The 24,931-nt window shown below is 43.1% G+C and carries 24 protein-coding genes; 10 read left to right on the top strand and 14 right to left on the bottom strand.

All coding sequences use genetic code 11. The annotated features are described in order from the left end of the window. Nucleotides 1-14: 14 nt before the first annotated feature. The 7 genes from UB32_RS11230 to UB32_RS11200 all read right to left on the bottom strand — a co-directional run bounded on the left by UB32_RS11230 (nt 15) and on the right by UB32_RS11200 (nt 8,797). On the bottom strand, nt 15-197 hold the full coding sequence (locus UB32_RS11230; RefSeq protein ID WP_044393839.1) for a sporulation YhaL family protein: 183 nt from the start codon (nt 195-197) through the stop codon (nt 15-17). Nucleotides 198-330: 133 nt separating this feature from the next. Next, on the bottom strand, nt 331-1,275 hold the full coding sequence (gene yhaM, locus UB32_RS11225) for a 3'-5' exoribonuclease YhaM (protein WP_044393838.1): 945 nt from the start codon (nt 1,273-1,275) through the stop codon (nt 331-333). A gap of 77 nt (nt 1,276-1,352) precedes the next feature. Next, nucleotides 1,353-4,361, bottom strand: a complete 3,009-nt coding sequence (locus UB32_RS11220) for an ATP-binding protein (protein ID WP_044393837.1) — start codon at nt 4,359-4,361, stop codon at nt 1,353-1,355. 14 nt (nt 4,362-4,375) lie between these two features. Continuing rightward, a complete protein-coding gene (locus UB32_RS11215) occupies nt 4,376-5,635 on the bottom strand; it encodes a metallophosphoesterase family protein (protein ID WP_241768483.1) in 1,260 nt (419 codons plus the stop codon). A gap of 179 nt (nt 5,636-5,814) precedes the next feature. Further along, the gene (locus UB32_RS11210; protein WP_044393835.1) at nt 5,815-6,510 is read right to left on the bottom strand and encodes a Type 1 glutamine amidotransferase-like domain-containing protein; all 696 of its coding nucleotides are present in this window, start codon (nt 6,508-6,510) and stop codon (nt 5,815-5,817) included. Between the two features lie 141 nt (nt 6,511-6,651). Then, a complete protein-coding gene (locus UB32_RS11205) occupies nt 6,652-7,905 on the bottom strand; it encodes an ABC transporter permease (protein ID WP_044393833.1) in 1,254 nt (417 codons plus the stop codon). Further along, nucleotides 7,898-8,797 carry an ABC transporter ATP-binding protein gene (locus tag UB32_RS11200; RefSeq protein ID WP_044393831.1) on the bottom strand — a complete coding sequence of 300 codons (900 nt, stop codon included), beginning with the start codon at nt 8,795-8,797 and terminating at the stop codon, nt 7,898-7,900. The genes UB32_RS11205 and UB32_RS11200 overlap by 8 nt, the downstream gene beginning before the upstream one ends. Nucleotides 8,798-8,943: 146 nt before the next feature. Here UB32_RS11200 and UB32_RS11195 point away from each other — a divergent pair, with 146 nt between their 5' ends. Then, a complete protein-coding gene (locus UB32_RS11195; protein ID WP_044393829.1) occupies nt 8,944-9,129 on the top strand; it encodes a YhzD family protein in 186 nt (61 codons plus the stop codon). A 33-nt stretch (nt 9,130-9,162) separates the two neighbouring features. Here UB32_RS11195 and UB32_RS11190 read toward each other — a convergent pair whose 3' ends face one another. The 4 genes from UB32_RS11190 to UB32_RS11175 form a co-directional block, all read right to left on the bottom strand. Next, complete coding sequence (locus tag UB32_RS11190; protein WP_084221805.1) at nt 9,163-9,954, bottom strand: enoyl-CoA hydratase; 792 nt, start codon at nt 9,952-9,954, stop codon at nt 9,163-9,165. Nucleotides 9,955-10,243: 289 nt separating this feature from the next. After that, complete coding sequence (locus UB32_RS11185; RefSeq protein WP_044393828.1) at nt 10,244-11,761, bottom strand: coproporphyrinogen III oxidase; 1,518 nt, start codon at nt 11,759-11,761, stop codon at nt 10,244-10,246. Between the two features lie 134 nt (nt 11,762-11,895). Then, entirely contained in the window at nt 11,896-12,768 is an 873-nt protein-coding gene (locus UB32_RS11180) for a Cof-type HAD-IIB family hydrolase (RefSeq protein WP_044393827.1), read from the bottom strand. Between the two features lie 127 nt (nt 12,769-12,895). Next, the gene (locus UB32_RS11175; protein WP_044393855.1) at nt 12,896-13,255 is read right to left on the bottom strand and encodes a YlbF family regulator; all 360 of its coding nucleotides are present in this window, start codon (nt 13,253-13,255) and stop codon (nt 12,896-12,898) included. Nucleotides 13,256-13,458: 203 nt separating this feature from the next. Here UB32_RS11175 and UB32_RS11170 point away from each other — a divergent pair, with 203 nt between their 5' ends. Genes UB32_RS11170 through UB32_RS11155 form a run of 4 tightly spaced genes read left to right on the top strand, consistent with a single transcriptional unit; the run spans nt 13,459 to nt 18,219 of the window. Next, entirely contained in the window at nt 13,459-14,562 is a 1,104-nt protein-coding gene (locus UB32_RS11170; RefSeq protein ID WP_044393825.1) for a YheC/YheD family protein, read from the top strand. 20 nt (nt 14,563-14,582) lie between these two features. Then, the gene (locus UB32_RS11165; protein ID WP_044393823.1) at nt 14,583-15,668 is read left to right on the top strand and encodes a YheC/YheD family protein; all 1,086 of its coding nucleotides are present in this window, start codon (nt 14,583-14,585) and stop codon (nt 15,666-15,668) included. Beyond that, nucleotides 15,665-17,032, top strand: a complete 1,368-nt coding sequence (locus UB32_RS11160; RefSeq protein ID WP_044393822.1) for a YheC/YheD family protein — start codon at nt 15,665-15,667, stop codon at nt 17,030-17,032. The genes UB32_RS11165 and UB32_RS11160 overlap by 4 nt, the downstream gene beginning before the upstream one ends. Beyond that, complete coding sequence (locus UB32_RS11155; RefSeq protein ID WP_044393821.1) at nt 17,029-18,219, top strand: YheC/YheD family protein; 1,191 nt, start codon at nt 17,029-17,031, stop codon at nt 18,217-18,219. Before UB32_RS11160 ends, UB32_RS11155 begins: the two co-directional genes overlap by 4 nt. 139 nt (nt 18,220-18,358) lie before the next feature. On the opposite strand, the gene UB32_RS11150 is transcribed toward UB32_RS11155, so the two are convergent. Beyond that, a complete protein-coding gene (locus UB32_RS11150; protein ID WP_044393818.1) occupies nt 18,359-18,619 on the bottom strand; it encodes a metal-sensitive transcriptional regulator in 261 nt (86 codons plus the stop codon). Nucleotides 18,620-18,768: 149 nt separating this feature from the next. Here UB32_RS11150 and UB32_RS11145 point away from each other — a divergent pair, with 149 nt between their 5' ends. Together UB32_RS11145 and UB32_RS11140 are read left to right on the top strand one after the other, a co-directional pair. Beyond that, nucleotides 18,769-19,671 carry a PucR family transcriptional regulator gene (locus tag UB32_RS11145; RefSeq protein WP_044393817.1) on the top strand — a complete coding sequence of 301 codons (903 nt, stop codon included), beginning with the start codon at nt 18,769-18,771 and terminating at the stop codon, nt 19,669-19,671. A gap of 124 nt (nt 19,672-19,795) precedes the next feature. Next, complete coding sequence (locus tag UB32_RS11140) at nt 19,796-20,896, top strand: ABC transporter ATP-binding protein (RefSeq protein WP_044393815.1); 1,101 nt, start codon at nt 19,796-19,798, stop codon at nt 20,894-20,896. A gap of 47 nt (nt 20,897-20,943) precedes the next feature. Here the strand turns inward: UB32_RS11140 and UB32_RS11135 are convergent, their stop codons facing one another. After that, entirely contained in the window at nt 20,944-21,186 is a 243-nt protein-coding gene (locus UB32_RS11135) for a hypothetical protein (protein WP_044393813.1), read from the bottom strand. Nucleotides 21,187-21,513: 327 nt separating this feature from the next. On the opposite strand from UB32_RS11135, the gene UB32_RS11130 reads away from it, so the two are divergent. After that, complete coding sequence (locus UB32_RS11130) at nt 21,514-21,717, top strand: alpha/beta-type small acid-soluble spore protein (RefSeq protein WP_044393811.1); 204 nt, start codon at nt 21,514-21,516, stop codon at nt 21,715-21,717. Nucleotides 21,718-21,800: 83 nt separating this feature from the next. Here the strand turns inward: UB32_RS11130 and fumC are convergent, their stop codons facing one another. Continuing rightward, the gene (gene fumC, locus UB32_RS11125) at nt 21,801-23,177 is read right to left on the bottom strand and encodes a class II fumarate hydratase (RefSeq protein WP_044393809.1); all 1,377 of its coding nucleotides are present in this window, start codon (nt 23,175-23,177) and stop codon (nt 21,801-21,803) included. A gap of 259 nt (nt 23,178-23,436) precedes the next feature. Between fumC and UB32_RS20510 the strand changes: the two genes are divergently transcribed. Then, entirely contained in the window at nt 23,437-23,790 is a 354-nt protein-coding gene (locus tag UB32_RS20510) for a hypothetical protein (protein WP_241768481.1), read from the top strand. Continuing rightward, a complete protein-coding gene (locus UB32_RS11120; protein ID WP_241768480.1) occupies nt 23,771-24,673 on the top strand; it encodes a transposase in 903 nt (300 codons plus the stop codon). The genes UB32_RS20510 and UB32_RS11120 overlap by 20 nt, the downstream gene beginning before the upstream one ends. Nucleotides 24,674-24,931 lie beyond the last annotated feature (258 nt).

Below are 24,931 nucleotides of genomic sequence, written 5' to 3'. Positions count from 1 at the left end.
GGAGCCAGTGCTTTTTATGCTTCTGCCGAATTTTCACGTTGTTCCTTTTCCTGTTCAAGCCGCTTCATATAAAGCTCGCCCTCTCGTTCAATGCTTTCCATTTCTTCTTCTCTTTCCGCTTTTCCTGTTTTCACTGCCATAAATGCGCTGAATACGATTCCTGCTGTGACTGCTATTACCCAGATAGGAATTGACATTTTTCATACCCTCCATGTAAAGGTTGTCCCAATGGAACTCTTACAGTAAAGATATGTCGTATTTATCTAAATATGCCTTCTTTTTTTTGTTGATCTGAATCGTACGAATCTCTCACTCGGGGGTTTAGGTCATTCAATGATGAAATATAGGCTTATAGAATGTTCGGTTATCGAGTGCGAATACTCTTTCGGAGAACTCGCCTGGCTTCACTCTGGATAGAGCTCGGTCTAGCATGTTCATTTTTGCATCGAGATTGTCGATGTGATGCAGAATTTCTGCTTCCTTGATCATCGGCGGTTTTGGACTGCCCCATTCTGCCTTGCCATGGTGGCTAAGGACTAGATGTTGCAGGATCATTACTTCTTCCCCTGAGATCCCCAATTCATCCGCTGCCTTGCCAATCTCATTAACCATAATTGATATATGTCCGAGCAGATTTCCTTCTACCGTGTATGTGGTGGAAATAGGACCGGAAAGCTCTTTGACTTTTCCAAGATCATGCAGGATAACCCCGGCGTACAAAAGATCTTTATCCAGGCTTGGATAGAGTGTTGCGATGGACTTGGCAAGGTCAAGCATCGAGGTGACATGATAGGCAAGACCTGAGACGAATTCATGATGATTCTTTGTCGCTGCAGGATATTCCATGAATGCATTCATGTTCTTTTTCAATAGATGTCTGGTAATTCTCTGGATATTAGGATTTTTCATTTCAAAAATATATTGTGTAAGCTTACTGCTCATTTCATCTTGGCTGACAGGAGCAGTCTCAAGGAAATCAGCTAGTTTTACAGAATCAGCTGCGGATGCTGCACGAATTTGCTTGATTTTCAGCTGGGTGCGCCCTCGGTAGTTCTGTATATCTCCCTGCACCTTGACAATGCTTTCCGCACAATAAGTAGTTTCATCTTCTACGGAAACATCCCATAGCTTCGCTTCAATTTCCCCGCTCTGGTCCTGAAGGATAAGTGTCAAAAATGGTTTCCCATTGCTGGCAATCCCCTTTGTCGAGTGTTTGATCAGCAAAAATAATTCAACCTGTTCCCCTGTTTCGTGATTCAATATCCCTTTATTCATCGTTAACCGACCTCTCCTCTCTTGCAACAGTATAACACATAGAGTCTATTGTCTCTGATTGTTAAACCATGCTAATTTCAAACTTCTTTTAAACTTTTATCCTGCAGATGCACGATTTCCTTATCTGAAAAATAGTCCAGCAAATGGCGATGGCATGTAAAAATCAGAATCTGGTTTTGGCTGCTCATTTCCCTGAGCAGCTGAATGATGCGTGCGGTTCTGAGATGATCGAAATTGACAAAGCTGTCATCTATGATGATCGGAAATGGATATCGGTCATGATGGACAGCGGCCAGCGCCAGCCTGATCGACACATATACTTGTTCAGCGGTGGCCTGACTTAGCTCATTCGCTTCAAATAATACATGGTCCTCTCTTTCTATCAGAAAACCGCTGCCAGAAGGCTGAGGTATGATCTTCCCGTAGACGCCAGCTGTCAAAACCGACAGGAAATTCTCTGCCTTGGCAAGCATCCTCGGCATCCGGTCTTCTTTATACCGCCCGATTGTCTTCGAGAGCATGTCCTTTGCGACCGCATACTTCGCCCACTCTTTCGCATCCTCAGCAAATTCATGTTGCAGCTGTCGATATTGATGGAGCAATTCGCTATAGATGCCTCCCTCTTCGATTACCTTCATTTTATGCTTCACATCAGCAATGGAATCAAACTGTTGTGTCAAATCCCGCTTGTACGCTTCCAGCTTTGCGGCATTTTCCCCTAATTGTTCGTCGAGAGAAATGCCCGTCAGGATTTTCTCTCGATCCTCAACTTCGATGCCAGACGCATCAAGTTGATAATTGATATCCTGAAGCCTTGCAGACCACCCTTTCACCTGCTCCGTATTTTTTGCTTTCAGTCTGAATTGATCCTCATCGACAGCATCCGCATTGGTGATTAATTCTGCCTGTTCTTCCCTAAGCACAAGTTCTTCCTTTTGCAAAGAAGCAAGTTCTTCTCCGAGCTCGGCTAGTTTCGAAATCATGTCCCGATGTTTTGTCTGCTGCTCTAATGCTTCCCGCACAGCCCGTTTTAAAGCACCTGCAGCTTCAACCGGAGTAAGATTGCCATTTTGCAGAAACCGATGTGCAAGCATTTTAAGGCCATCTTCCATGTCCCTTATTGATGCGGTTACTGTTTTCAAACTCTCTTCCGTTCGTTTCTTTTCACGAAAGTATTGTTTCTGCTTTTCTAGTAAATGATAGGCATCCAATAATTTTATTGGGCCCTGTTTCTCAGACAAACCCAACTGATTCAATAATTCCGTTTTTTTCTGTTTCCAATTCGCCTGTTCTGCTTCCCATTCCTCAAATTGCTGAACAACCTTTTCAAATCGATGGTGCTGCTGCTCGATTTTGACGATCAGCTCCCGATGCTGCTGCCTCGATTCTTCGTCTTTTTCCAGCAGACTCTTAGTTGAAAAGAAATTGCCATCTGAGTGTCGGCTTAACGATTCTTTTAGATCCCTTTCCCGCTCGATTAGTTTCGACAGGATTTGTGCCTCTGCAGAAAGTTCTGATTCAGGATGATCTATTGATCTAAGCTGTCCGACTGTCAGAAAAATGATTCCGGCAATTCCGACAGCCGCCAATAGCCAGATGCCATTCATGATTCCCCAGATCAAAACTATGAGGGAAATACCCCCGAAAAGAAGTGTTTGCTGCCGGTTCTTGCTCTTTTCTTTCTTGCTTTTTACTTTCTCCGCTGCCTTATTGGACTTTACCGCCTCCATCTGATCGTTTACATAGCGCCATTCAGCTTGGATTCTTTCCCGATTCTCTAGTTGATCCAGTTCCATCATCAATTGCTTCCTTTTGTCTTCACCGAGCAATTGACTTTTCAGCCTTTGCGCATTTGCTTCCAGTTCCGCAAGTACCTTTTTTTCCTCATCAAACTCAGCCTCAAGCCGTTGCTGTTTATCCGCCAACCTTTGCTGCGTTTGCTGGATGTTTTCGACCCGTTCCTTTATAAAAATACTTGTGTTACTATACTGGATATTTTCTTCATTAAAATTTGTATGGAGTTGATCATTAAGTAGACTGATTTCTTCGGTTAGTTCCTCCAGTTTTGATTCAAGAAGCCTTTTTTCCTGCTTAAGTTGCTCATATAATGAGAGATTCTTTGTTCGGGCCTCAATCTCTGTTTCCATTTCAAGCAGCGCAAAATCCGGTATGTACTTCTCCAATTCATTCTCAAAATGATCCTGTTTCTCTTTTATAGCCAACCCTCTTGCCTGCGCAACTTTCAGCTGGTCGTCCAATTTTTCAAACCGCTTAAGCCCGTCCTCTGGAAAAAAATGATGACCTTGCTCCTTGATTTTTCGCTCTAATGCCGCAGCTTCGAGGACAAGCCTTTCATTCCGCTTGTACTCACGCAGCTGCCCTCCTGCTTGATCCAACTGTTGAATTTCCTTTTCGATCCGGTCAATCGTTCCCTCTATTTCCTCTTTCTCGCTCACCCAATTGGAATACTGATCATTTAGTTGCTCGGCTTTTTTCAGGGCAGCCTGAACTTCCTTCAGTTCCCTCATTTTCTCATTTAATATAGGCTTTCGCCCACTCGGCTTGAAACGCTGCTCCATTTCCTTTAGGAGAAATCCTTCTGTGTGGAAAAGTTTATCTGTGCCGATGGTTCCGGCAGAAAATAAATACCTGCCAAGATCCTCTCCCTTCAGTGCATGAATATTTTGCAACCCATGTACATTAAAAGAAAAGATCGACTGAAATATGCCTTTATCCATTCTTTTCAACAAATCTTTGAGCAGCTCTTCCCCGCCAATTGTCCCATCTTCAATGGAGACAGTCACATCACCAGATGCCTTGCCTTTCACCCTTTCAATGACTGCAACTCCTCTATCCGGAAAGAAGGCTTTGATTTTCCCGCCATACTTCGGGTTATTTTTCGGCTCATAGCGCACTTCTGCGCTCTGCTTTGCGGGAAAGCCAAACAGGATGCTATGGATAAAGGACATGATCGTCGACTTTCCAGCCTCATTTTCACCATAAAAAACGACAAATTGGTCCAAAGATTTGATCACGTAATCCTCGAATTTGCCGTATCCGTAAATATGCAGCTCAATAAGTTTCATTCTGCTTCCTCCCATCAATTTTTCAGCAGCTGTTGCAGCAGGAGCTGCTCTGCTTCTCTGACCAGCTGTTCCCTCTCGCTTTCAGTCAACCCACCGAGATGCCTTCGAGCCTGACTGTGCCGAAATAATGGCGACAGCGTTTCAGTCAACTCCTCATACAGCTCGATTGTCTTAAATAATTCTTCATAAAAATCACTTTGTTTGATTAAATTCCCACGGTCGACCACGACATCCTCCGAAAAATGAAGCCTGTGAACCCAGACAAAAGAATCTTCTCCCTTTTCCGTCTCCTGAAGAAGTTCAAGCAATTCCCCGCTGTTTATTTTATTTATGACATCTGACAGCTCAGGGTTTAAGCGTTCAATCCGAATGTCCATGAGAACACCTTTTCCATCCCTTCTGTTCCCTTCAATGGCTGCTAGGCATTTCTCATACAGATCATAAAAACTATCTATCTGCATGGCGTCCATTACAGTCTCTTCCCAAATCACATCGGCTGTTTCTAGAAAAGAAACCTCTGACCCTGACTCGGTCAAGTTAACGATATAAGCCCCTTTGTCTCCAAGCTCCTTCCTATTCCGTCCTTGAGGGTTTCCTGGATAGACAATATAAGGCTGTTCAGATAAAAACGACTTTTTATGAATATGACCAAGCGCCCAATAATCATAGCCTTTGTCGATCAGATCTGATACCCTGAAAGGCGCATATTTCCCGTGATCGCTCGCTCCTTCGAAATGGCCATGGAGCAGACCAATGTGAAAGTCAGCACCAGCTGTTTTCGTATATTTTTCTATCCATCGCTCCGATACATGCCGTTCAGGATAACTGAAACCATATAGATGGACAAGAGTGCCATCCTCTTTTCTATAAACAACTGTTTCTACCTGATCATTGAAAAAATGGACATTATCCGGAAAATTAATTGCTACCGATTGGGCTCCGAGGTGATCATGGTTCCCATGTATTGCATAGACCCTAATTCCTTTTTCATCAAGCCTGGCCATTTCATTGCGAAAAAAAGCCTGGGCACGAATGCTCCTGTCTTCAGCATCATACAGATCGCCGGCAATCACAACAAAATCCACCTCCTGTTTAATTGCCGCATCCGTAATCTTGCTCAATGCTTTAAAAGTGCTCTCCTGAAGCCGATGAAAAATGGCTTTAGGCAGATGCCGCAATCCGACCATCGGGCTATCCAGATGGAGGTCGGCTGTATGTAAAAACTTCACCTGTTTCATTTGGAATATTCCTTTCCCATCATTATTTAATTTCATTTTACCACTCCAAAAAGGCGAATGCACGTTCTTATCCTTTGAATTATGGCCTCTTTTTCAATCTTTGATACTTTCTTAGCCAAATATCCTCGGAAAGAGCACAACACTCTTTAAAATCCAATATATTCTAACCCTCTCAAATAAAAAACTGCAGCCCTTTGAGGAACTGCAGTTCAGTTTCAGCCAAGATATGTTGTTTTCATCACTTTCTCTGTCACTTTACCATTTTCCAGGGTAATTTCATATGCCTTGGCATCCGGTCTGGAACTCACTGCCCTGACCAGTTCTTCATCGATGAAATGCAAGGCGGCACCACCATCAGCAGCAAATCCGCCAGCAATCTTTCCAGAACCAACAAATTGTTCATACGCCGGACGCCATTCTGCCTCTCCATCGTAATGCGGGCAATTGCTTCCTTTTAAGAATCCGAGGCATTGCAAACGCTCCATTCCATCACCAAAAGAATCCGTTACTCCTTCTTCGAACCAGCAAATTGAACCGGCACTGACTCCAGCCAAGATAGTTCCGCGCTGCCAGGCCTTCCGCAAGATGCCATCCAATCCCCATTCCTTCCAAAGAGCAAGGAGATTCTTTGTACTGCCGCCTCCCACATAAATGATGTCCTTATCCATAACATATGCTTCCAGGTCTCTTGTTGGTGGCCTGAATAAGGATAGGTGCGATGGTGTACATTCATGGGATCGAAAAGCAGAATAGAACCTTTCAACATAATTGTCAGCATCTCCGCTTGCTGTAGGCACAAAGCAAACCTTGGGCTTCCGTTTTTCCGACTGCCCTAGAATATATAAATCCAAAAGCGGGTTATCCGGCTCCATCGAAAAACCCCCGCCCCCCATCGCAATGATTTGTCTCAACTAAAACACTCTCCTTTTGTGAGCTTATTTGTTCCCAACTGCACTTTTATAAAATCTTATCCATCTTACTAAGATTCCACTCCACATAACGATATTCCTGTATTAAAAAGCCGCAATCCAAATGTTTGCGTCTTTTTACTATTATCCTTTTTTCGATAACTGCAACGCTTTCTTGATATCTTTGAAGGAATTCGATTTGCCGTACATCAGGACTCCTCCCCGGTATACTCTCGCGCCAAATACGGCAAGGAAAGCGATTGTCGCAACCAGGATGCCGATAGAAAGGGCAACTTCCCAGAAAGGGATATTGAGCATGCCTACTCGAAGGAACATCAGCATCGGCGAGAAAAACGGAATGAACGATGTATATTTTACGAATGGTGCCTCCGGCTGATTCAAACCAAACATCGCCATCATGAATCCGGCGACCACAAGCAGTGTCATCGGCGTGATCATCTGCTGCACGTCTTCAATCCTGCTGACGAGTGAACCGAGGAACGCAGCCATTGTCGCATACAGGAAATAGCCTAATAGGAAGAAAATCACCGCGTATGCTATCGTGCTGCCTGCTATATTTCCAAAGCCAAAAAACTCAAAGAAGCCACCTTGCATCGTTTCAAGATTTTGTTTGATTGAAAAATACCCGACTAACAGAAGGGCGGCGAGCTGGGTCAAGCTTAACAGCCCAATCCCGAGGATCTTCGCAAACATTTGCTTGATCGGCGAAACACTGGATATCATAATTTCCATCACTCTCGATGACTTTTCCGTAGCGACTTCCATCGCAATCATGTTTGCGTACATAATGACTGCGAAATAAATGATGAAGAGAAGGACATACACAAGCCCTCTTGCCTGATTCAATTCTTCTTCTGTCTTGGCATCTTTTTCAAGAGCCGATTTTTCAAACTCGACCGGTGCGTACAATTTTTCTAATTGTTCCGGTGCAATGTTGATCTGTGTGGAGGCCATTGCTGTTTTCATCTGCTGCAAAGCTGCCTGAAGGTCGGCAGGCACGGCAGAATCAGCAATGCTCATCGCTTTATAAGATGCGGCTGGAAGGTTATCGCCATTCCATTTTAATTCAAGAAGCCCTTTATATTTCCCCTCCGCGACGTCTTTTCTCGCTGCCGCTTCATTCCCGTCATATTTTTCCAGAATAAGTTCTTTATTAATGATCTTGATTTGTTCCTTCAAAGGCTCATATAGCTTTCCGGTTCCATCTATCACGGCGATTTTGTCTGCGCCGCCGCCTTTGTTGAAAAAGTCGATGATATTGGTCATATTGGTCAGTGCCAGCATGATTGCAACGGTCAGGATGGTCGTAACCAAAAAGGATTTGGTTTTCAGCTTGCTCATATATGTATGTAGAAGGATGATGAAAAAATTATTCATATGAAGCACCTACCTTCTCTATGAAAATATCATTCAAGCTTGGCTCTTCAAGAACAAATTTGCGGATAAACCCTTTCCCGACGATATCTTTTAAGATATCCTGAGCTGCTTGCTCGCTAGTGATTTGTAGGTGGATTCCTTCTGCAGTCACTTTCGCCCTGGTCACGCCAGGATACTCCATAAGGAAAGTTGTATCAAAATCCGCATGAATGACGAGGTTCTTTTTCCCAAAGGATCTTTTGATTTCCTTGAGCGACCCGTGGACAACTGGGCTGCCTTTATGCATAATGCAAATAAGCTCACACATTTCCTCTACATGCTCCATGCGATGACTCGCAAAAACAATGGTCGTTCCTGTATTTTTCAATTCAACTACTGCTTCCTTCAACTGTTCAACATTTACAGGGTCCAAGCCACTAAAAGGCTCATCAAGGATTAACAGCTTCGGTTTATGAATGACTGCTGCAATAAACTGAATTTTCTGTTGGTTTCCTTTCGAAAGCTCCTCTATCTTTTTATCTGCATATTCCTTCACTTTAAAGCGGTTCAGCCAATAATCCAATTCTTTTAAGGCTGCCTGTTTTTGCATGCCTCTTAATCTGGCAAGATAGACAATCTGTTCCCGGACCTTTAGCTTCGGATAAAGTCCTCTTTCTTCCGGCAGATAGCCAATCATACTGCTGGTTTTATAATTAATCGGCTTCCCGTCCCATGATATCTTTCCTTCAGATGCATCCAGTAGACCTAGAATCATTCGGAAAGTCGTCGTTTTTCCTGCTCCGTTAGCTCCAAGGAACCCAAACATTTCTTTTTCCGGTATAGTAAGCGAAAGCTGGTTCACCGCTGTAAAGCTTCCAAATCGCTTTGTGACTTGATCTAGTTCTAACACCATAAACGTCCTCCTCCTTCTTCCTTAAAATAATACGATTGTAGTTTGGAAAAAGTTTCATATTTTGATGTTTTTTGTTTTGCACATTTGAAATAATTATGCAAAAATAATAGTAATCATCTGAATTTTATAACAAAGGAGATTTTGTTATGGATACATACAAACTGACAGCCTTTGAATCAAATGGAGAAAAACTGATGGATGAATCGTTTCAGGCCGGAAATGATGACGAGGCAAAAGAAATCGGCGCAAAAATGCTCGAAGAAAAGAACTTAAGCGATAAAACACACCGCTGTACTTCACCGAGAGGAAAGTTGATATTGTTTCATCCGTAAAAAAAGCGAAGAGGACCTTCCTCTTCGCTTTTTTTATCTACCTTTGAAATGGGGCTTTCTCTTTTCGAGGAAAGCTTTTATGCCTTCTTGATGATCTTCTGTTTGACGCATTTTAAATTGTCCGTATTTTTCCAATTCCAAAATTTTCAGTAATGAAGATCGATTTTTTTCGGCAATGATTTTTTTGGTTTTGATCATTGCCTGTACCGGTTTGTTCAGCCATTCCTGTACTTTTTGATCAACTGCTGCGCTGAAATCTGCTTCCGTTACTTCATCAATCATTCCAAGTCGGAATGCCTCTGTTGCCGATAGCGTCGTACCATTCCATATCACCTGCTTCGCCTTTGTTTCTCCCAGCCGCTCTTCCATGAAAAAGTGTCCGCCCCCATCAGGAATCAAGCCAATTCCAATAAAATTCATCGCAATTTTGCTCGATGGCTCAGCAATAATGTAATCCGTCGCTAGGGCAAGACTGAAGCCAAGACCAGCCGCAGCTCCTGTTACAGCACTGATCGTTAACTTAGGCATGTTGTAAAGGGTGACAATCATGTCATGAATATCATCCATCACATTGTAGAAATCGCTTTCATTTTCATTGGATAGCATTGTTTTAATATCGCCGCCAGCAGAAAAAGCACGACCTGCCCCTTTTATCACCACGATATCGATTTCATCCGACTGGCAGATTTCTTTAAGGTTCTTCGTGATTCCCCTGATCATTTCCACATCAAGGGCGTTCAGTGATTCGGGTCTGTTCATTTCCAGGACAGCTACACGCCCGTCCATGCCTAACTTTACAGTGTCCGTTGGAAACTCAATCGCCACCTTTATCCCCTCCAATAGTCCGTATATTTTTATTATATAGGGAGATGGTATATTTTAAAAAACTTTTTTTGATAGAATGTTCTGGTCATGGACTGGAAAATCTTCTGCGTTTTCCAGTTCGCGGAATTCATCCACTTTTTCGCGGGATTATGGTGAATTTTCGCGGAATTCTTTGTCTTTTTCGCGGAATCAAGGTGCGTTTTAGCGGAAATCCAGCTTTGAATAGCTTAATCTTCTTTTTTTATCCAAAATTAACCCCTAAACAGGTCAAAATAGCTCCCGAAATGAATCATTCGGGAGCGTTCTTCCCTTTGTTGAACAATGAATCAAGAATTCCAATCTTTTTAGCAGCATATTCTACAAAGCTATCGTTATAGGACTTAGGATCCTTTGGATTGGAAAATTGCGTGATGCTGCCGGTCTCTGGATCGATGAATTTACTTGATGCGCCGCAGCCAAGGCCAATGATGGTCTGCTGTTCTTCCATGATGATGATATTGTACAGGCTTTCCTGACCTGGAAAGGCGTACCCTACATTCTCCAGATTCCCGAGAATGTTTTTTTGCCTATAAAGATAATATGGCACATAGTCATGCTCTTTCGTCCAAGTTTCTGCCATCTTCATCATTTCTTCGATTTCAATGCGGTCAGCGACTTTGTATTTCTGTTTGTTCCTCGTCATTTCTGATGCTCTTTTAAAGGAAAGCGTATGGACTGTCAGCGATTCCGGCATCAGCTTTTTTGTTTCAGCAAGCGTATGGTCGAATTCCTTCGTCCCTTCACCTGGAAGACCGATAATCAAATCCATATTGATATTGTTCATGCCCATTCCGCGGGCAAGATGGAATTTTTCAATCGTTTCTTCCACCGTATGATGACGGCCGATTGCCTTCAATGTTTCCTGGATGTAAGACTGCGGATTGATGCTGATCCGGTCAATATTCCACTTTTTCAAGACTTCCAGTTTTTCAGGTGTGATCGTGTCTGGACGGCCGGCTTCGACTGTTACTTCCCTGATGTTTTCGACATCCGGAAACGATTGATGGACCTCTTCATAAAGCATGTCCATCTCCTCGGCTGTAATGGAAGTCGGTGTTCCTCCTCCATAATAAATCGTCGTGATTTTACGATTATTTTTCTTCAGCCAGTCGCCGATTTGTCGTATTTCATAGTGGAGACCGCCAAGGAACGAATCGACTGAACCCTGACGTCCGTTGATTGCGTATGCTGGGAAGGTACAATACGCACATTTTGTCGGGCAGAAAGGGATGCCGATATAGATGCTAACCCCATTTTTTAAATGGTACAGATCTGGAAGAACAGCAAGCTGACGATCGACAATTCGCTGCATGAGCTTGATTTTTTCATCTGAAATCAAATATTGCTCTTTCAGTTCTTTATGGGCTGTCTCCAGCTCTGCTCCTTCACGAAGTTTCTTGTGCAGAAGCTTAGTCGGCCGGACGCCGGTAAGAATTCCCCACTTCTGGATGATGCCTGTCCAGTTTTGGAGCACTTGTAAATACGCTCTTGAAACAACCGTTTTGGACAGTTTGAATGCTTCTTTTTCGCTTAAGCCTGCAGGAACTTTTTTATTGGCCTCTGCGGTAAAAATCTTCCCATCCTGCGGGATTAAAACTGCTTTTACAAGAATGGTTTCTTCGAAATAAACTTCAAAATCAATTCTTGCGTCTGCTTCTGGTTCAGTTTCGCCGAAATTCACTTTTGATTCCTCGAAAAATAGATTCGCGATCAGCTCCAATGGCCGTTGGAACCTTTCATCAGCCAAGCCTTTTATATGAATTCTCATGAAATTATCACCTTTTCCATTTAACATGCTGCAATAAGTGTAATAGAATGGGGATGCACTGTAAAGGCTACCCGTTTTAAACTGCAAATCAATCATTAATAAAAGCATGCCTACAGTCAGGCATGCTTCTATTTTTACATTTTAATAATATTCATTTTTCGAAGAAATTCAATTGGCTGCTGTTTGCGGAAGTGTTCCTTAACCATATAGCTGACGCCGTGCTGGTTATTGGAACGGGTCACCCAATCCGCAGCCTTCTTAACTTCGGGAGTGGCATTGCCCATCGCTACGCCCAAGCCACAAGCTTCAATCATATCGATATCGTCCCTGCTATCGCCGATTGCGACCATTTCCTTCAGCGGGATGCCAAGATGCTCGCCAAGCTGGATCAGGCCATTTAGCTTAGATACACCTTCAGGCATGATATCGAGCCGATACTCATTCAACTTCGAAACGGAGACTTCTGAAAACATTCCGTTGATCGCCTGCTGTGCATCTGCCAGATCTTTCTCATACTCAAAGTAGACTTCAATCTTAGGCAAAGATATCGGATCATTCACAAGTGTATCACTAATAGAATCCGTGAATTGCTGTGAATAGAAAATCGGGTCACCCGAAGTGAACACTGTTTTTGCCAACAAATTATGATTTAATTTATACTTATTAGCCAGCGAAAACTTTTCATGAACCAATCGAATCTGACATGGAAAGCTTTCGAGGAACCTGACGAGCTGAAAGGTCATATCCTCTGGAATTCTTTTTTCAAACACAGGATCGCTGCGGAGATCATGTGAAATATATGCGCCAAGATGGGTTACTAGCAATGAATGTATTTTCAACGCTTTCGCCACTTTTTTGGCAGATGGGAAGCTTCTGGAGGTTACTAATGTAACATAAATCCCCTTTTGCTGGACGTACTCGATCGCATCCCTTGTTGATTTATGGAGCCTTCCATTCGATTGTAGAATCGTTCCATCCACGTTTAGCGCAAGAAGACGGTAAATCATGTTTATGCCCCCATTTCTTCGGTGTTTTTATCCTTAATTAACTTGTATGATAAAAACCGAAAGAATAGAACAGGAGCGCCATTCGAAAAAGACTCTCGGTATGTTGCCTCCGGGAGTCCTGAAAAATCTACTGTTGATACTCTGGGTTACCATAAAGCTCTTCTAGAGGCTTCATAATGATCTGATTAAGCTCCGCAATGACCATGCTCATTCTTTGTTCTGCTTCCATCAGTTTGGAAATCGACTCATGCTGCTGAACCAATGCTACCGTCTTTTGTGCCTGCTCTACTTCTTCCTGGGTAATCTCCTGGCCGGTCATTTGCTTTTCCTGCAGCTGAAGCTGGATATTGCGGAAGTTCTCAAACATCGTTTTTGCCGATGGGTCACTGTTCACCTCATCGTAAAGTTGCTTCAATTCTGTGTATTCCGTACTGTTCCTAATTGCTTTTTCTAAATCATAGGCTGAATCGTAAGTATTGACTGCCATTTCCATCACTCCTTCTCCATTTAACACTCCACTACACTATAACAAACTATGATGCTCCATGCCAAAAGTTCAAGTTAGCAGAAACTTCCGTTGCACCAAAATCACCAATAACCACCATTATTCATACCATGAAATATATGTGTTTGCCTATTTTACAAAAGGCTGTTTCCATACGGCAGCTTTTAAAAAAAAGGGGGGAATCTATGAGATTAACTACATTTAAAAGTCAATCTACTCAGCCCGTCATTGCATTGCTGACTGAGATAAACGAAGATGGCCGACCAAACTTCGGCAAAGTCCATTCCTTTTGTGAAGAACTCCATCAAGGGATTTCGGATTTAGGTGGAAGCTTTTACGTTTTTTCACTGAAAAGCTTTTCTGAAAAAGGTGTTGAGGGCTTTTTTTACAATCAGGACACCGAGGAATGGACGAAGGATTTCCTCCCTTTACCTGATGTCATTTACAACCGGATCTCTTCCCGAAGAACCGAATTCAGCAAAAGATTTATCGATTTTTTAAATAAATTGGATAGATTGGGAATAAAGTTCTTTAATCATCGCTTTCTTTCCAAATGGGAAATACATGAATTTTTAATGATGGAGGAGCATTTGCGGTCCTTCCTACCAGAAACGCATTTATACAGCGACAGCGCGCTTGAAAAAATGCTGGAGCAGTATGATGAGCTCTATATTAAGCCAGTACATGGAAGCCAAGGGCGGAATATTATTCAGCTGACCCAGTCAGACGGCTTAATCAAGGTTTCCTTATCCTCCCTGCCGGCAAAGATTATCCCTCCGTTTCAGCAGGACGGGGGACTGGCACGCGCAATCGCGCAGCTAGTCGAGAAAAGGCTTTGCATCATTCAACAAGGGGTGCAGCTTGCCGAATTCAATGGCCGTACTATGGACTTCAGAATTCTCTGCCATAAAAATGCCCAACAATTCTGGAAGGTAACTTCGATTGTCGCCAGGGTTTCCGCCGAAACGTTTTTTGTTTCCAATATTGCTCGCGGTGGCGAAGTCATGAAGCCAGTGTACACACTTGCATTGCTTTTCGGGAAGGAACAGGCCCGGCATCAACTGGCACTGATGAAGGAGCTGGCACTCGAAACCGCTGAAACAATCAGCCGGAATGCTGCGGGGCATCATGCAGAGCTTGGAATCGATATTGGAATCGACACGAAAGGAAAGTTATGGCTGATCGAAGCAAACTCCAAACCATCTAAGAATTTTGAAGAGCGAGGCTCTAAAATCAGACCTTCGACGAAAGCCGTGATTGACCATTGCTACGGACTTTGTGAGCGTTAGCCCAAAAGGAGACAGGAAAAATGATTTCATTTGGAATGATGGCACGATCATTCAATAGTGAGCACCGCTACTTTACTGAAATTGCCAGGCGTGCAAATCCTGAAAAATTTACTTGCTTCAGGTTTTCGCCAGCAAATATCCAGCCGATTACCGAAGTGGTAATGGGAGAGAAATATGACGCCAAGAAAGGGAAGTGGGAAAAGGCACAGTTTCCGCTGCCAACTATTATTTATGACAGATGCTTTTATGCAACGGACCTCGAATCAAAACAGGCTATGGCAATTGTAAAATGGCTGAAGAACCGGAAAGATATCACCTTTTTAGGTAATGGATTGCCAAATAAATGGAGGATATACGAGGTGCTATCCAGCTCCAAACTGGCTCCCTATGTTCCAGAAACCATTCTAGCCGCTAGCGGAAAAACTGTCCTCGCCCAGTTGAACAAGTGGAATACCGCCATCCTAAAACCAGTTTTCGGTTCTGGTGGTGCCGGAATCTTTAAAATAAAATATTCAGACAGAAAGTTCACACTCTCGGCTGACGTAAATGGCAGGCTATCAGAGACGGTGTTTGGATCGACGAGTGAGACAGAGAACTGGCTCAACAGACTTTTCAAAAAAAATGAATACATGATCCAGCCTTACCTCGCACTTTCCGATTCACAAAATCGTCCTTTCGATATTAGAATTCTGCTGCAAAAGGATCGGAGTGACAATTGGGTTTTGCGTGGAAAGGGAATACGACGCGGGCATCAGGATGGCATCCTGTCAAACCTGGCTGCAGGCGGTGAAATCGTTGCATTTGAAGACTTTGTAGGTTCGCTGGATGTCCGTACGAGGAACTTCCTTTCTCTCGAATTAGAAGAGATCCTCTCCATATTGCCCGGCATCCTTGAAGCGTCCTTTCCGAGATTATTTGAGCTCGGCATCGATATCGGCGTCTCAAAAGATTATGCATTATGGGTTTTGGATACGAATTCAAAGCCGGGCAGAAAGGTGATCACATCCATCGATCCCGAGTTGAAGGAAGTTCTCTACCAAGCTCCGCTTGAATTTGCGATGCTACTTTCGCAAACTCTGCCAGAAAGAGAGGAACAACATTTATGAGAAAAAAATATCCAGTGGAGTTTATTCATCACTCCAAGCAGCTTGTCTTCATCCCCGCAGATCTTCCAAATAGCAAGGATATTAGAAGAGTCGCTTTTGGCAATAAGCTGCTCCCTGTCACCGTCGCACCCCATCCTAAAGGGAGAAATGTAATTGTTTTGAGCAATGACGTTCAGAAAGAGCTTTCCATGCCGGATTTATCGGTTCCTCTGCATGTTTTCATCGACCAGCAGACACTGTTTATCGGTCCACTGATTGGCATCCTGACATCCGGATTCACCTCTTATCCTTTAAGGCCGATCGGCGAGCGATCGATGGTTTTCGCCAAGCTGCTCTCGGTCAACAAATCAGTTGGCGCCCTGCCGTTTGTTTTCGGCGAGGAGCATATCGATTGGGATCAAGGATTAATTGACGGCTATTTCTTTGTCGATGGCGGATGGAAGATATTGAAGGTTCCATTTCCTAATGTAATATACGATCGCCTCCCGAACAGACGAACGGAGAGGAAGTCGGAGCTGCGCAGCTTAAAAGCAAGAATGCAAACCGATTATCTGATTCCTTGGTATAATCCTGGCTTTTTCTCAAAGCTTGATGTATTCGAACGGCTGCAGCAGGATGAACGGGCTGTTGAATACTTACCGGAAACCCATCAGTTTTCTTCTTTCTCTGTAATGGAACGGATGCTCTCAAACTATGGAAATGTCTATGTAAAACCAGCCAATGGAAGCCTTGGCCTCGGAATTCATCAAATCCTGTTTGATAAGCAGAATGGCTACTATTATTGCCGCTACCGGGATCAGGAAGGAATCAATAAATTAACGAAATTTGACAGTCTTGAAAAACTAATGAAAAAGATTTTTCATAACCGGAACCTGTCACAAATGATTGTCCAGCAGGGCATCCACCTGCTGCGCTCTGACAAGCGACTGATCGATTTCAGGGTGCATACGAATAAAGACGAATACGGACAGTGGCAGCTGGCAGCGATTGCCGCAAAAATTGCCGGAAATGGAAGTGTGACCACTCACGTAAACAACGGCGGCACAGTAAAATCACTAGATGAGTTATTCGAGGACCAAGAAGAGCGAGAAACATGTGAAAAAAAACTTACAAAGGCAGCCTTGACCTTAAGCTCCGTTTTAGAAAAAAACATGGAAGGAATAATTGGCGAGATTGGTTTTGATCTAGGAATCGATAAATCAGGAAAAGTCTGGTTGTTCGAGGCAAATTCAAAGCCAGGCAGGTCGATATTCAAACATCCGAAACTGAAAAATTTCGATTTGCTCACCCGTAAGCTTTCCTTGTCTTTTGGCGTTTTTTTGGCAGAAAAAGCCATTACTGCACCTGAGGAGCTTTTCCAATGAATCTAAGCTATCGTCCAGAATCGAAGGAATGGACTCATGAAGCCAAAGCTTTAGAAACCATCAGCTTTGGCTTTAATGAAATCGCAATTCGTTCCACCCCTTCAAGCATTCGCTCCAAGGAGACACTTTCGTTCCCTTTCAAAAACAAGGATGGTAATCTTGGTCCGCTAGTGGGAGTTATGACTTCCATGAGCAAAGAGATGGCCCTGGCAGGAAATAGTTCCTTATTCCAATCACTGCAGAAATTGATCAGGGAACGCAATGGACTGGTTGTTGTTTTCCCTCCGGAAACCGTCGTCAAAGATGGCCTTACTGGGCTCACATTTTTACCAGAAGCTAACATATGGATCCCTGTCAAGACACCGCTACCCCATCTCGTCTTCAACCGTGTACCATTTAGAAAAGCAGAACAGCAACAAGCTTTCAAGGACGCAGCCAATTATTTCACTGCACTCGGTATTCCTTTCTTCAATCCGGCTTTTCTAAATAAAGACACGTTGTACGCCATTTTTGCAAGCCATCCATCATTAAGGAAGCACATGCCTGAAAGTATTAGTGTCAAAACGATGATTCAGCTGGCAGCGTTTCTTGAAAAACATCAGGGTATTTACCTGAAGCCTGCAGCTTCCTCCAAAGGTATCGGGATTTTCCGGCTTCGGCAGCTAAATGGACATATCGAGATTAAGAGTCGTTCTCACCGCAATATGTTTACAAATGTGGAGGAATTTTGGAAGGCAAAATCAAGGCAATTGTTAAAACACGATTATATTGCACAAAAAGAGATCAAGCCTGCAGCTATCGATGGAAAACGGTTTGATTTCCGCGTCCATGCCCACGATGGACTGAATGGTTATGAAGTAACCGGGATCGGCATCCGCCAATCAGAGCAAGAAGACTTGACCACTCACGTACCGAATGGCGGAATCGTGCTTCCCTATCGGAAAGTAAAGCATCCTAGACATGATGAATTTTTCGCTTGGGCAGTAAAAGAAATCGGACAGCTGTTAACAAAAAAACTCGGTTATTTCGGCGAATTCTCGCTTGATGCTGCGCTCACTGAAGAAGAGGAATATGTCATTTTTGAAGTGAATTCGAAGCCGATGAGCTTCGATGAAACCCAAATCGAAGAAAAAAGGATCCTTGCACTTGTTGATTTATTTTTCCGAAAAACTGGTTTTTCCGATTGAGGTTCCTTCCCCTCCATAAAGTTACCGAAACCCCAGAGATCCGTTTAACCTGGGGCTTGACACCGAGACTATCCGTCGCATTTACAATCCAGATGACAAAACCAAAAAAAGACACCACATCCAAAGGGATGCTGGTGTCTTATCTGCTTTTCACAATCATATTGACTGCCTCTTTAATTGCTTCATCTGCTTCTTTTCCTTCTTTTGATGCTTCCGTGATGCATGATTCCAGGTTCTTAGCTACGATAACACCAATTGTCCGGTCTACTGCAGAACGGACCGCAGATAATTGTGTGACAACATCCTTGCAGTGATTTTCTTCTTCCATCATCCGGATCACACCGCGAACTTGCCCTTCCAGCCGCTTTAAGCGATTTTTCATTTCTTGCGTGTATTCCATTTCCCTGCACCTCTCTCCTACTTACTCCGTACTTCATCTATTATCTTCGTTATTTCTATCAGTTTCTCCCAGATCACACATTTAAAAGTCACACCTGTTATAATATAAGATATGTTCATTTTAATCAAATGAAATTTGAGGATACTAATATGATGAATAAAATAGTAGCTTATTTCCCTGATTCTGTCACGTATAATCATTTTCCCACTCATCCATCATCTGACCATTACTGGTTTCACAGTACCGCAGAGAAGCCGTTGTGGATCAGCATTCCAAAAGAACATATAACGGAGGACCAGCTTGACTTGCTGAAGAATCTGCTTCAGTATGTTGACATCGATCACCAGACCGCTTCCCTTTCTGGAAAAGCACTTGCGTGGAGTGATTTTCTTTTCCATGGTGGAACAATACCACAGTCAGCTGCTGATGAGGTTCGTTTCATCCAATTCCAGCTTCAAGGAAAAAACATTGAAACAGAGGAAATCAATGAAGCTTTGAAAGGCTTTTTTCCTGACCATACAATCCTCTGGATGAAGGATTCCTATGGAATGATCATGGAAGAAAAGAAGGAAATCATCGAAAATGCCGACGAGCTTCAATCGATATCAGCAACATTAGAAAGCGACTTTTTTATGAAAATTGCTTTTTATCTCGGCAAATTCCAAACAGTTTCCGAGCAGCTCCCTGACCATTTCCGCAACGAAAAACAGGTATTTCATGAAGTAATGAAACTTACGAATCGGAGAGAAGTTTTCACATTTGAAAAAGCGTTCCCAATGCTCCTGGCAACACAGCTCCCAGCTCATCTACAGGAGATTCTCGCCAATTCCATTCTAGAACCATTCAGAGATGACAAAGAGCTGATGGCTACGATCAGAACATTCCTGGAGAGCAACTCCAATGTTTCTCTTGCAGCGAAGAAATTGTATGTACATCGAAATACCCTTCAGTACCGACTGGAAAAATTCACCGAAAAAACCGGCGTGCAGCTAAAGGATTTTGACGCAGCGATCGTCGTTTATTTTGCCGGTCTTTTTAAAGAACTGTATTGATTTACTTACTTTGAACATATTGCATAAAAGGGCTTTCATTTTTTTGTGCATCCTGCTGATGATTAATGGCTGGCCTTTCCGTTACACTATTCTTGTAGACAAACATTCAGGGGAGGCTTTAAAAATGGCCGAGTTAAAATTAGACCACATATATAAAGTTTATGATAACAAAGTAACTGCAGTAGAAGACTTCAACCTGCAAATCGATGACAAAGAATTCGTCGTATTTGTCGGACCATCGGGCTGTGGTAAATCCACCACTCTTCGGATGATCGCAGGTCTTGAGGAAATTTCTAAAGGTGATTTCTACATCGACGGAAAGCGCGTCAACGACGTTCCTCCTAAGGACCGAGATATCGCGATGGTTTTCCAAAACTATGCATTGTATCCGCATATGACAGTATATGATAACATGGCATTCGGTTTGAAGCTTCGTAAATTTCCCAAAGACGAAATCGACCGCCGTGTGAAAGAAGCAGCAAAGATTCTTGGTCTTGAGCCATATTTGGATCGCAAACCAAAGGCACTTTCCGGCGGTCAGCGCCAGCGTGTTGCTTTAGGACGCGCCATCGTCCGCGATGCTAAAGTATTCTTAATGGATGAACCATTATCGAACCTTGATGCAAAGCTGCGTGTACAGATGCGTGCGGAAATTGCGAAACTTCACCGACGCCTGAATACAACCACAATTTACGTAACACATGACCAGACGGAAGCTATGACAATGGCAACACGCCTGGTAGTTATGAAAGACGGCATTATCCATCAGGTTGGAGCACCAAAAGAAGTGTATGAAAATCCTGAGAACATCTTCGTAGGCGGATTTATCGGTTCTCCTTCTATGAACTTTTTTACAGGAAAGCTTGAAGAAGGCAAGTTCACCATCAACCAAACTTCCGTCGCTATTCCAGAAGGAAAAATGAAAATGCTGCGCACTAAGGGATATGTAGGGAAAACTGTCGTCCTCGGCGTAAGACCAGAAGATCTGCACGACGAACCATTATTCATCGATGCTTCCCACGGTGCTACGATCAAAGCAACTGTGGAGGTATCTGAATTGACTGGTGCCGAAACGATGATCTATTCTCAATTAGAAGGACAAGATTTCGTTGCGCGTGTGGATTCCCGCTCAGATGTTAATCCAGGCCAGATCATTGAACTGGCATTTGATATGAATAAAGTTCACTTCTTCGATGCAGAAACAGAAAGTAGGATTCGGTCATAAGGAAGAAAGCAACCATTGCGGTTGCTTTTTTTATGCACTTAAATCGATTATTCTTTGATAAAAAACATCTTGCTTGTCCCGCATCGTGGACATATAAACAAATGAGGGCATTCTTCCTCTAGAAAATCAGCAGGATAACCGTCTTCTAGTTTCATTTGATCAATAGGCATATACGGGCTGTAATCATCATAAAGGTCTGCTTCTCTGCCGCTGTTTTCCATGCTGCCACTGCAGCTTGGACAAGGCAGAGCAACATTCATAAAGCCATTGCATACTGGACATATCCCCATTCCTTTCCATCCCTTCTCCTGTTGTGCTACCAATAGTTTGTGTGGAGAAACTTCGGTTATGTAGAGGAATATCAATGGTATTACTTACCTTTACGGTCTAGCGCATAAACTTTTTGAAACAAAACATACTAGTTATTAATAAAGCAGCAAGAAAAAACATTGGGTTAAGCCTAGAAGGCAGCTATAACGCGCGCCGGTGCAATTCCGGCTTGCCCAGCCAATCTCTTCCTCATGGGTTAAGCAAGGTTGACATGGCAAAAGCCATGATTGGTTCGACTCCAATACTAACCCAAATACAACTCTGAAAACTCAAAGGAGGAAATATTAATGGCTAGCAGTAACAACTCTAATCAATTATTAGTTCCTGGTGTTCAACAAGCTCTTGATCAAATGAAGTACGAAATCGCAACAGAATTTGGAGTTCAGCTTGGCGCTGAAACTACATCTCGTGCTAACGGATCAGTTGGTGGAGAAATCACTAAGCGCCTTGTACAAATGGCCGAGCAGCAACTTGGCGGGTCTTCACGCTAACTTTTCGTTCCCAATTAAATAATCATGGCTTAAGCCCCCTTTATAAGGGGGCTTTTCTTTTCCACTAATTTCTTCCGATAAAATTAAATCATCTTTTCAGGTTTGACCCACTCATCATACTGCTCTGCTGTTATATAACCTGTTTTTAGAGCAGCTTCCTTCAAAGTCGTATTTTCCTTGAAAGCAAGCTTAGCGATTTCAGCTGCTTTTTCATAACCGATATGCGGATTCAAGGATGTGACAAGCATAAGCGAGCGGTCCACATGGCCAGCAATGACGTCCAAATTCGCTTCTATTCCTTCGGCACAGTTAGTATTGAAAGACTTCATTCCATCTGCCAGCAGTCTTGCGCTTTGCAAGAAGTTATAAATAATCACCGGCTTGAAAACATTTAATTCAAAATTCCCCTGGCTTGCTGCAAATCCGATTGTCGCATCATTTCCAAAAACCTGGGTTGCCACCATTGTCAATGCTTCACTTTGCGTCGGATTGACTTTGCCTGGCATGATGGAACTACCTGGTTCATTAGCCGGTATCGACAGCTCACCAATTCCACTTCTTGGGCCACTGGCAAGCCAGCGGACGTCATTAGCAATTTTCATCAAGTCAGCTGCCAGCCCTTTTAGCGCTCCATGAAGAAAGACCATTTCATCATGTGAAGTCAGAGCCTGAAATTTATTTGGTGCAGAATGGAAGGTTTCTCCAAGCTGACTGCTGAGCTGGCTTGCAACCTGCTCACCAAAGTCTTTCGCTGCATTTATTCCTGTTCCGACAGCTGTTCCGCCAATTGCCAAATCTCTAGCATACTTGAGCCCATCCTCGATCATTTGTTTATCTTTTTCCAGCATCGCTTTCCATCCGCTGATTTCCTGTCCCAATGTCAAGGGAGTCGCATCTTGGAGATGGGTTCTGCCAATCTTGATAATTTCATTGAATTCCTGTTCCTTTTTCCTGAATGTCTCCTTTAGAAGCTCTAGAGCAGGCAATACTTCAGAAGTGACTTTTTTAACAGCGGCAATATGCATTGCAGTCGGGAATGTATCGTTCGAACTTTGCGACATATTCACATCATCATTCGCATGAACCTTTTCTTCCGCATGATCCGCAAGCAGTTCATTTGCTCTCCTAGCGACTACTTCATTGACGTTCATATTCGATTGAGTTCCACTTCCTGTCTGCCAAACAACCAACGGAAAATGGGTATCGAATTGCCCGGCAAGTATTTCCTCACAGGCTGCCTCAATCGCCTTTGCTTTCGTTTCCGATAACTTTCCAGAAGCAGCATTCACTCTTGCTGCCGCTTTCTTTACTTCAGCAAAAGCGTATATAACCTCAATTGGCATCTTTTCTGTCCCAATCTTGAAATTCTGCTTGCTTCGCTGCGTTTGTGCGCCCCAGTATTTATCTGCCGGCACCTTAATTTCACCAATGGTATCCCTTTCCACCCGAAAATCTGACAAAACAATCCCTCCTCAACCTAATATAGACTCTCGGCATTCGCCGAGTTAGACGAGACAAGGATTTCCTCGCCCCATCAAATTGACTTTCCTCCTACTTTGTAGGAGATTTTTTATTTATGGCAATATTTCAAACTGGAAATAAAATGTCGAAATATTGTTATAAAACATTCGAAAAACCACTTGACTTTTCAGAACCACCCCAATAATCGCGGTTGAAGGGATTTATTTCCTTACTAAAACCATGATTGAGGTGGAGATTTTGAAACCAATTTTTGTACCACATGAAGAGTATCAACAGTTCGTTTTGGATCAACTGCAGAAACACTATTCTGGTAGTATCCTTGTCCTTGTAAGTAATGATTGGCCTGTAATCAAAAAACTTTGGATTACCGATTTATCCAAAATCACAGCGATGCTAATGCCTTATTACAAGAATCGAGGGCCAGAACCACGAGATCCTGCTTCCATGATGCGTTCGTATCTACTTTTACTTTTAACCAATCCAACTAAGAGTATAGATGAATGGGTAGATGAACTTCGCCGTGTTCCCCTTTACGCTATTATTAGTGGCTTTGAACCCGGAGACACCCCCGGTGTCGGTACAATTTCATGACTTTTTCAAACGTGATGGCACGCCCATCGTCACCGCTTCACACACCCGAAGCAAATCCACTTGTAATTGCCATGCCCAAGGTATAGCGAAATGCAAGCATCCTCGTATTTACTCCCAGCCCGACTGCGATAGCGGATGGGATAGTCATCGAGAGAAGTACTATAACGGGTACTCTCTCTACATGATCAATGCTTGCGATAGCCCGTATGATTTACCTTTATACCCGCGTCTACACAAAGCTTCCTGTCACGACTCAATTGGCTTTGTGGTTAGCTGGGCTGAATTTTCGCAACGATTCAACTTGGGCACGATAGATAAAATGCTCCTTGATGCAGCGCATGACGCTGAAGCTATTTATAAACTAATTAATCATAAAAAGGTGGAGCCCATTATCGATTTAAATAAACGTACCAAAAAGAAGATGGAAACGGGCAGTGACATGACAATATCACCAGAAGGTATTCCCATTTGTCCAATTGGAAAAGAGATGAAGCCAAATGGATATGACCATACTCAAAATCGCCAGAAATGGCGTTGTCCACTCGCATGCGGGTCAAAAAACACGTGCACAACCCCTTGTTCAACTGCCAAGTATGGACGGACCTACCATACGCACAGTAAAGATAATTTGCGCTTGTTTCCCAAGACTTTACGGGGAACAGAAAAGTGGAAATGCACTTACAAACGACGCACCTCCGTTGAACGCTCAAACAAACGAGAAAAGATTGATTATCATTTAGAGGCTGGCAACCATCGCTCTACAATGATGTGGTACATGCGTATTTTTGGAATCATGATCTGTCAGCATATCGATGCCTGGTATAGTCACCGAGAAGATGAACTAAAAACTCTCAAAGAACATATTTTTCAAATCGCAGCCTAGTTGTCAGATTTTTTAAAAATTAAATAACTAAAGTTTATTTGGCATGCACATTTTTGAAAACGCAATGAAAATAGATGGTTACACCCCCAACCTAACCCTATTTCCAGTAATTTTTTGGGAAGTGTGTAGATTTTACCCTAGAAATTCCGAGAGCCTATTAATTATTTATCCGCTTTCAGGATACCTTTTGTGAACTACTCCCACCACTTACCAACCTTACTGGTCGCTTGAAGTGGGGGCTTCTCGACTTATCGTTGC

The organism is Mesobacillus subterraneus (assembly GCF_000934845.1).
GTDB lineage: Bacteria > Bacillota > Bacilli > Bacillales > Cytobacillaceae > Mesobacillus > Mesobacillus stamsii.
The sequence above is the reverse complement of the archived record's forward strand: the minus strand, read 5'-3'. Positions and strand labels throughout refer to the sequence as shown.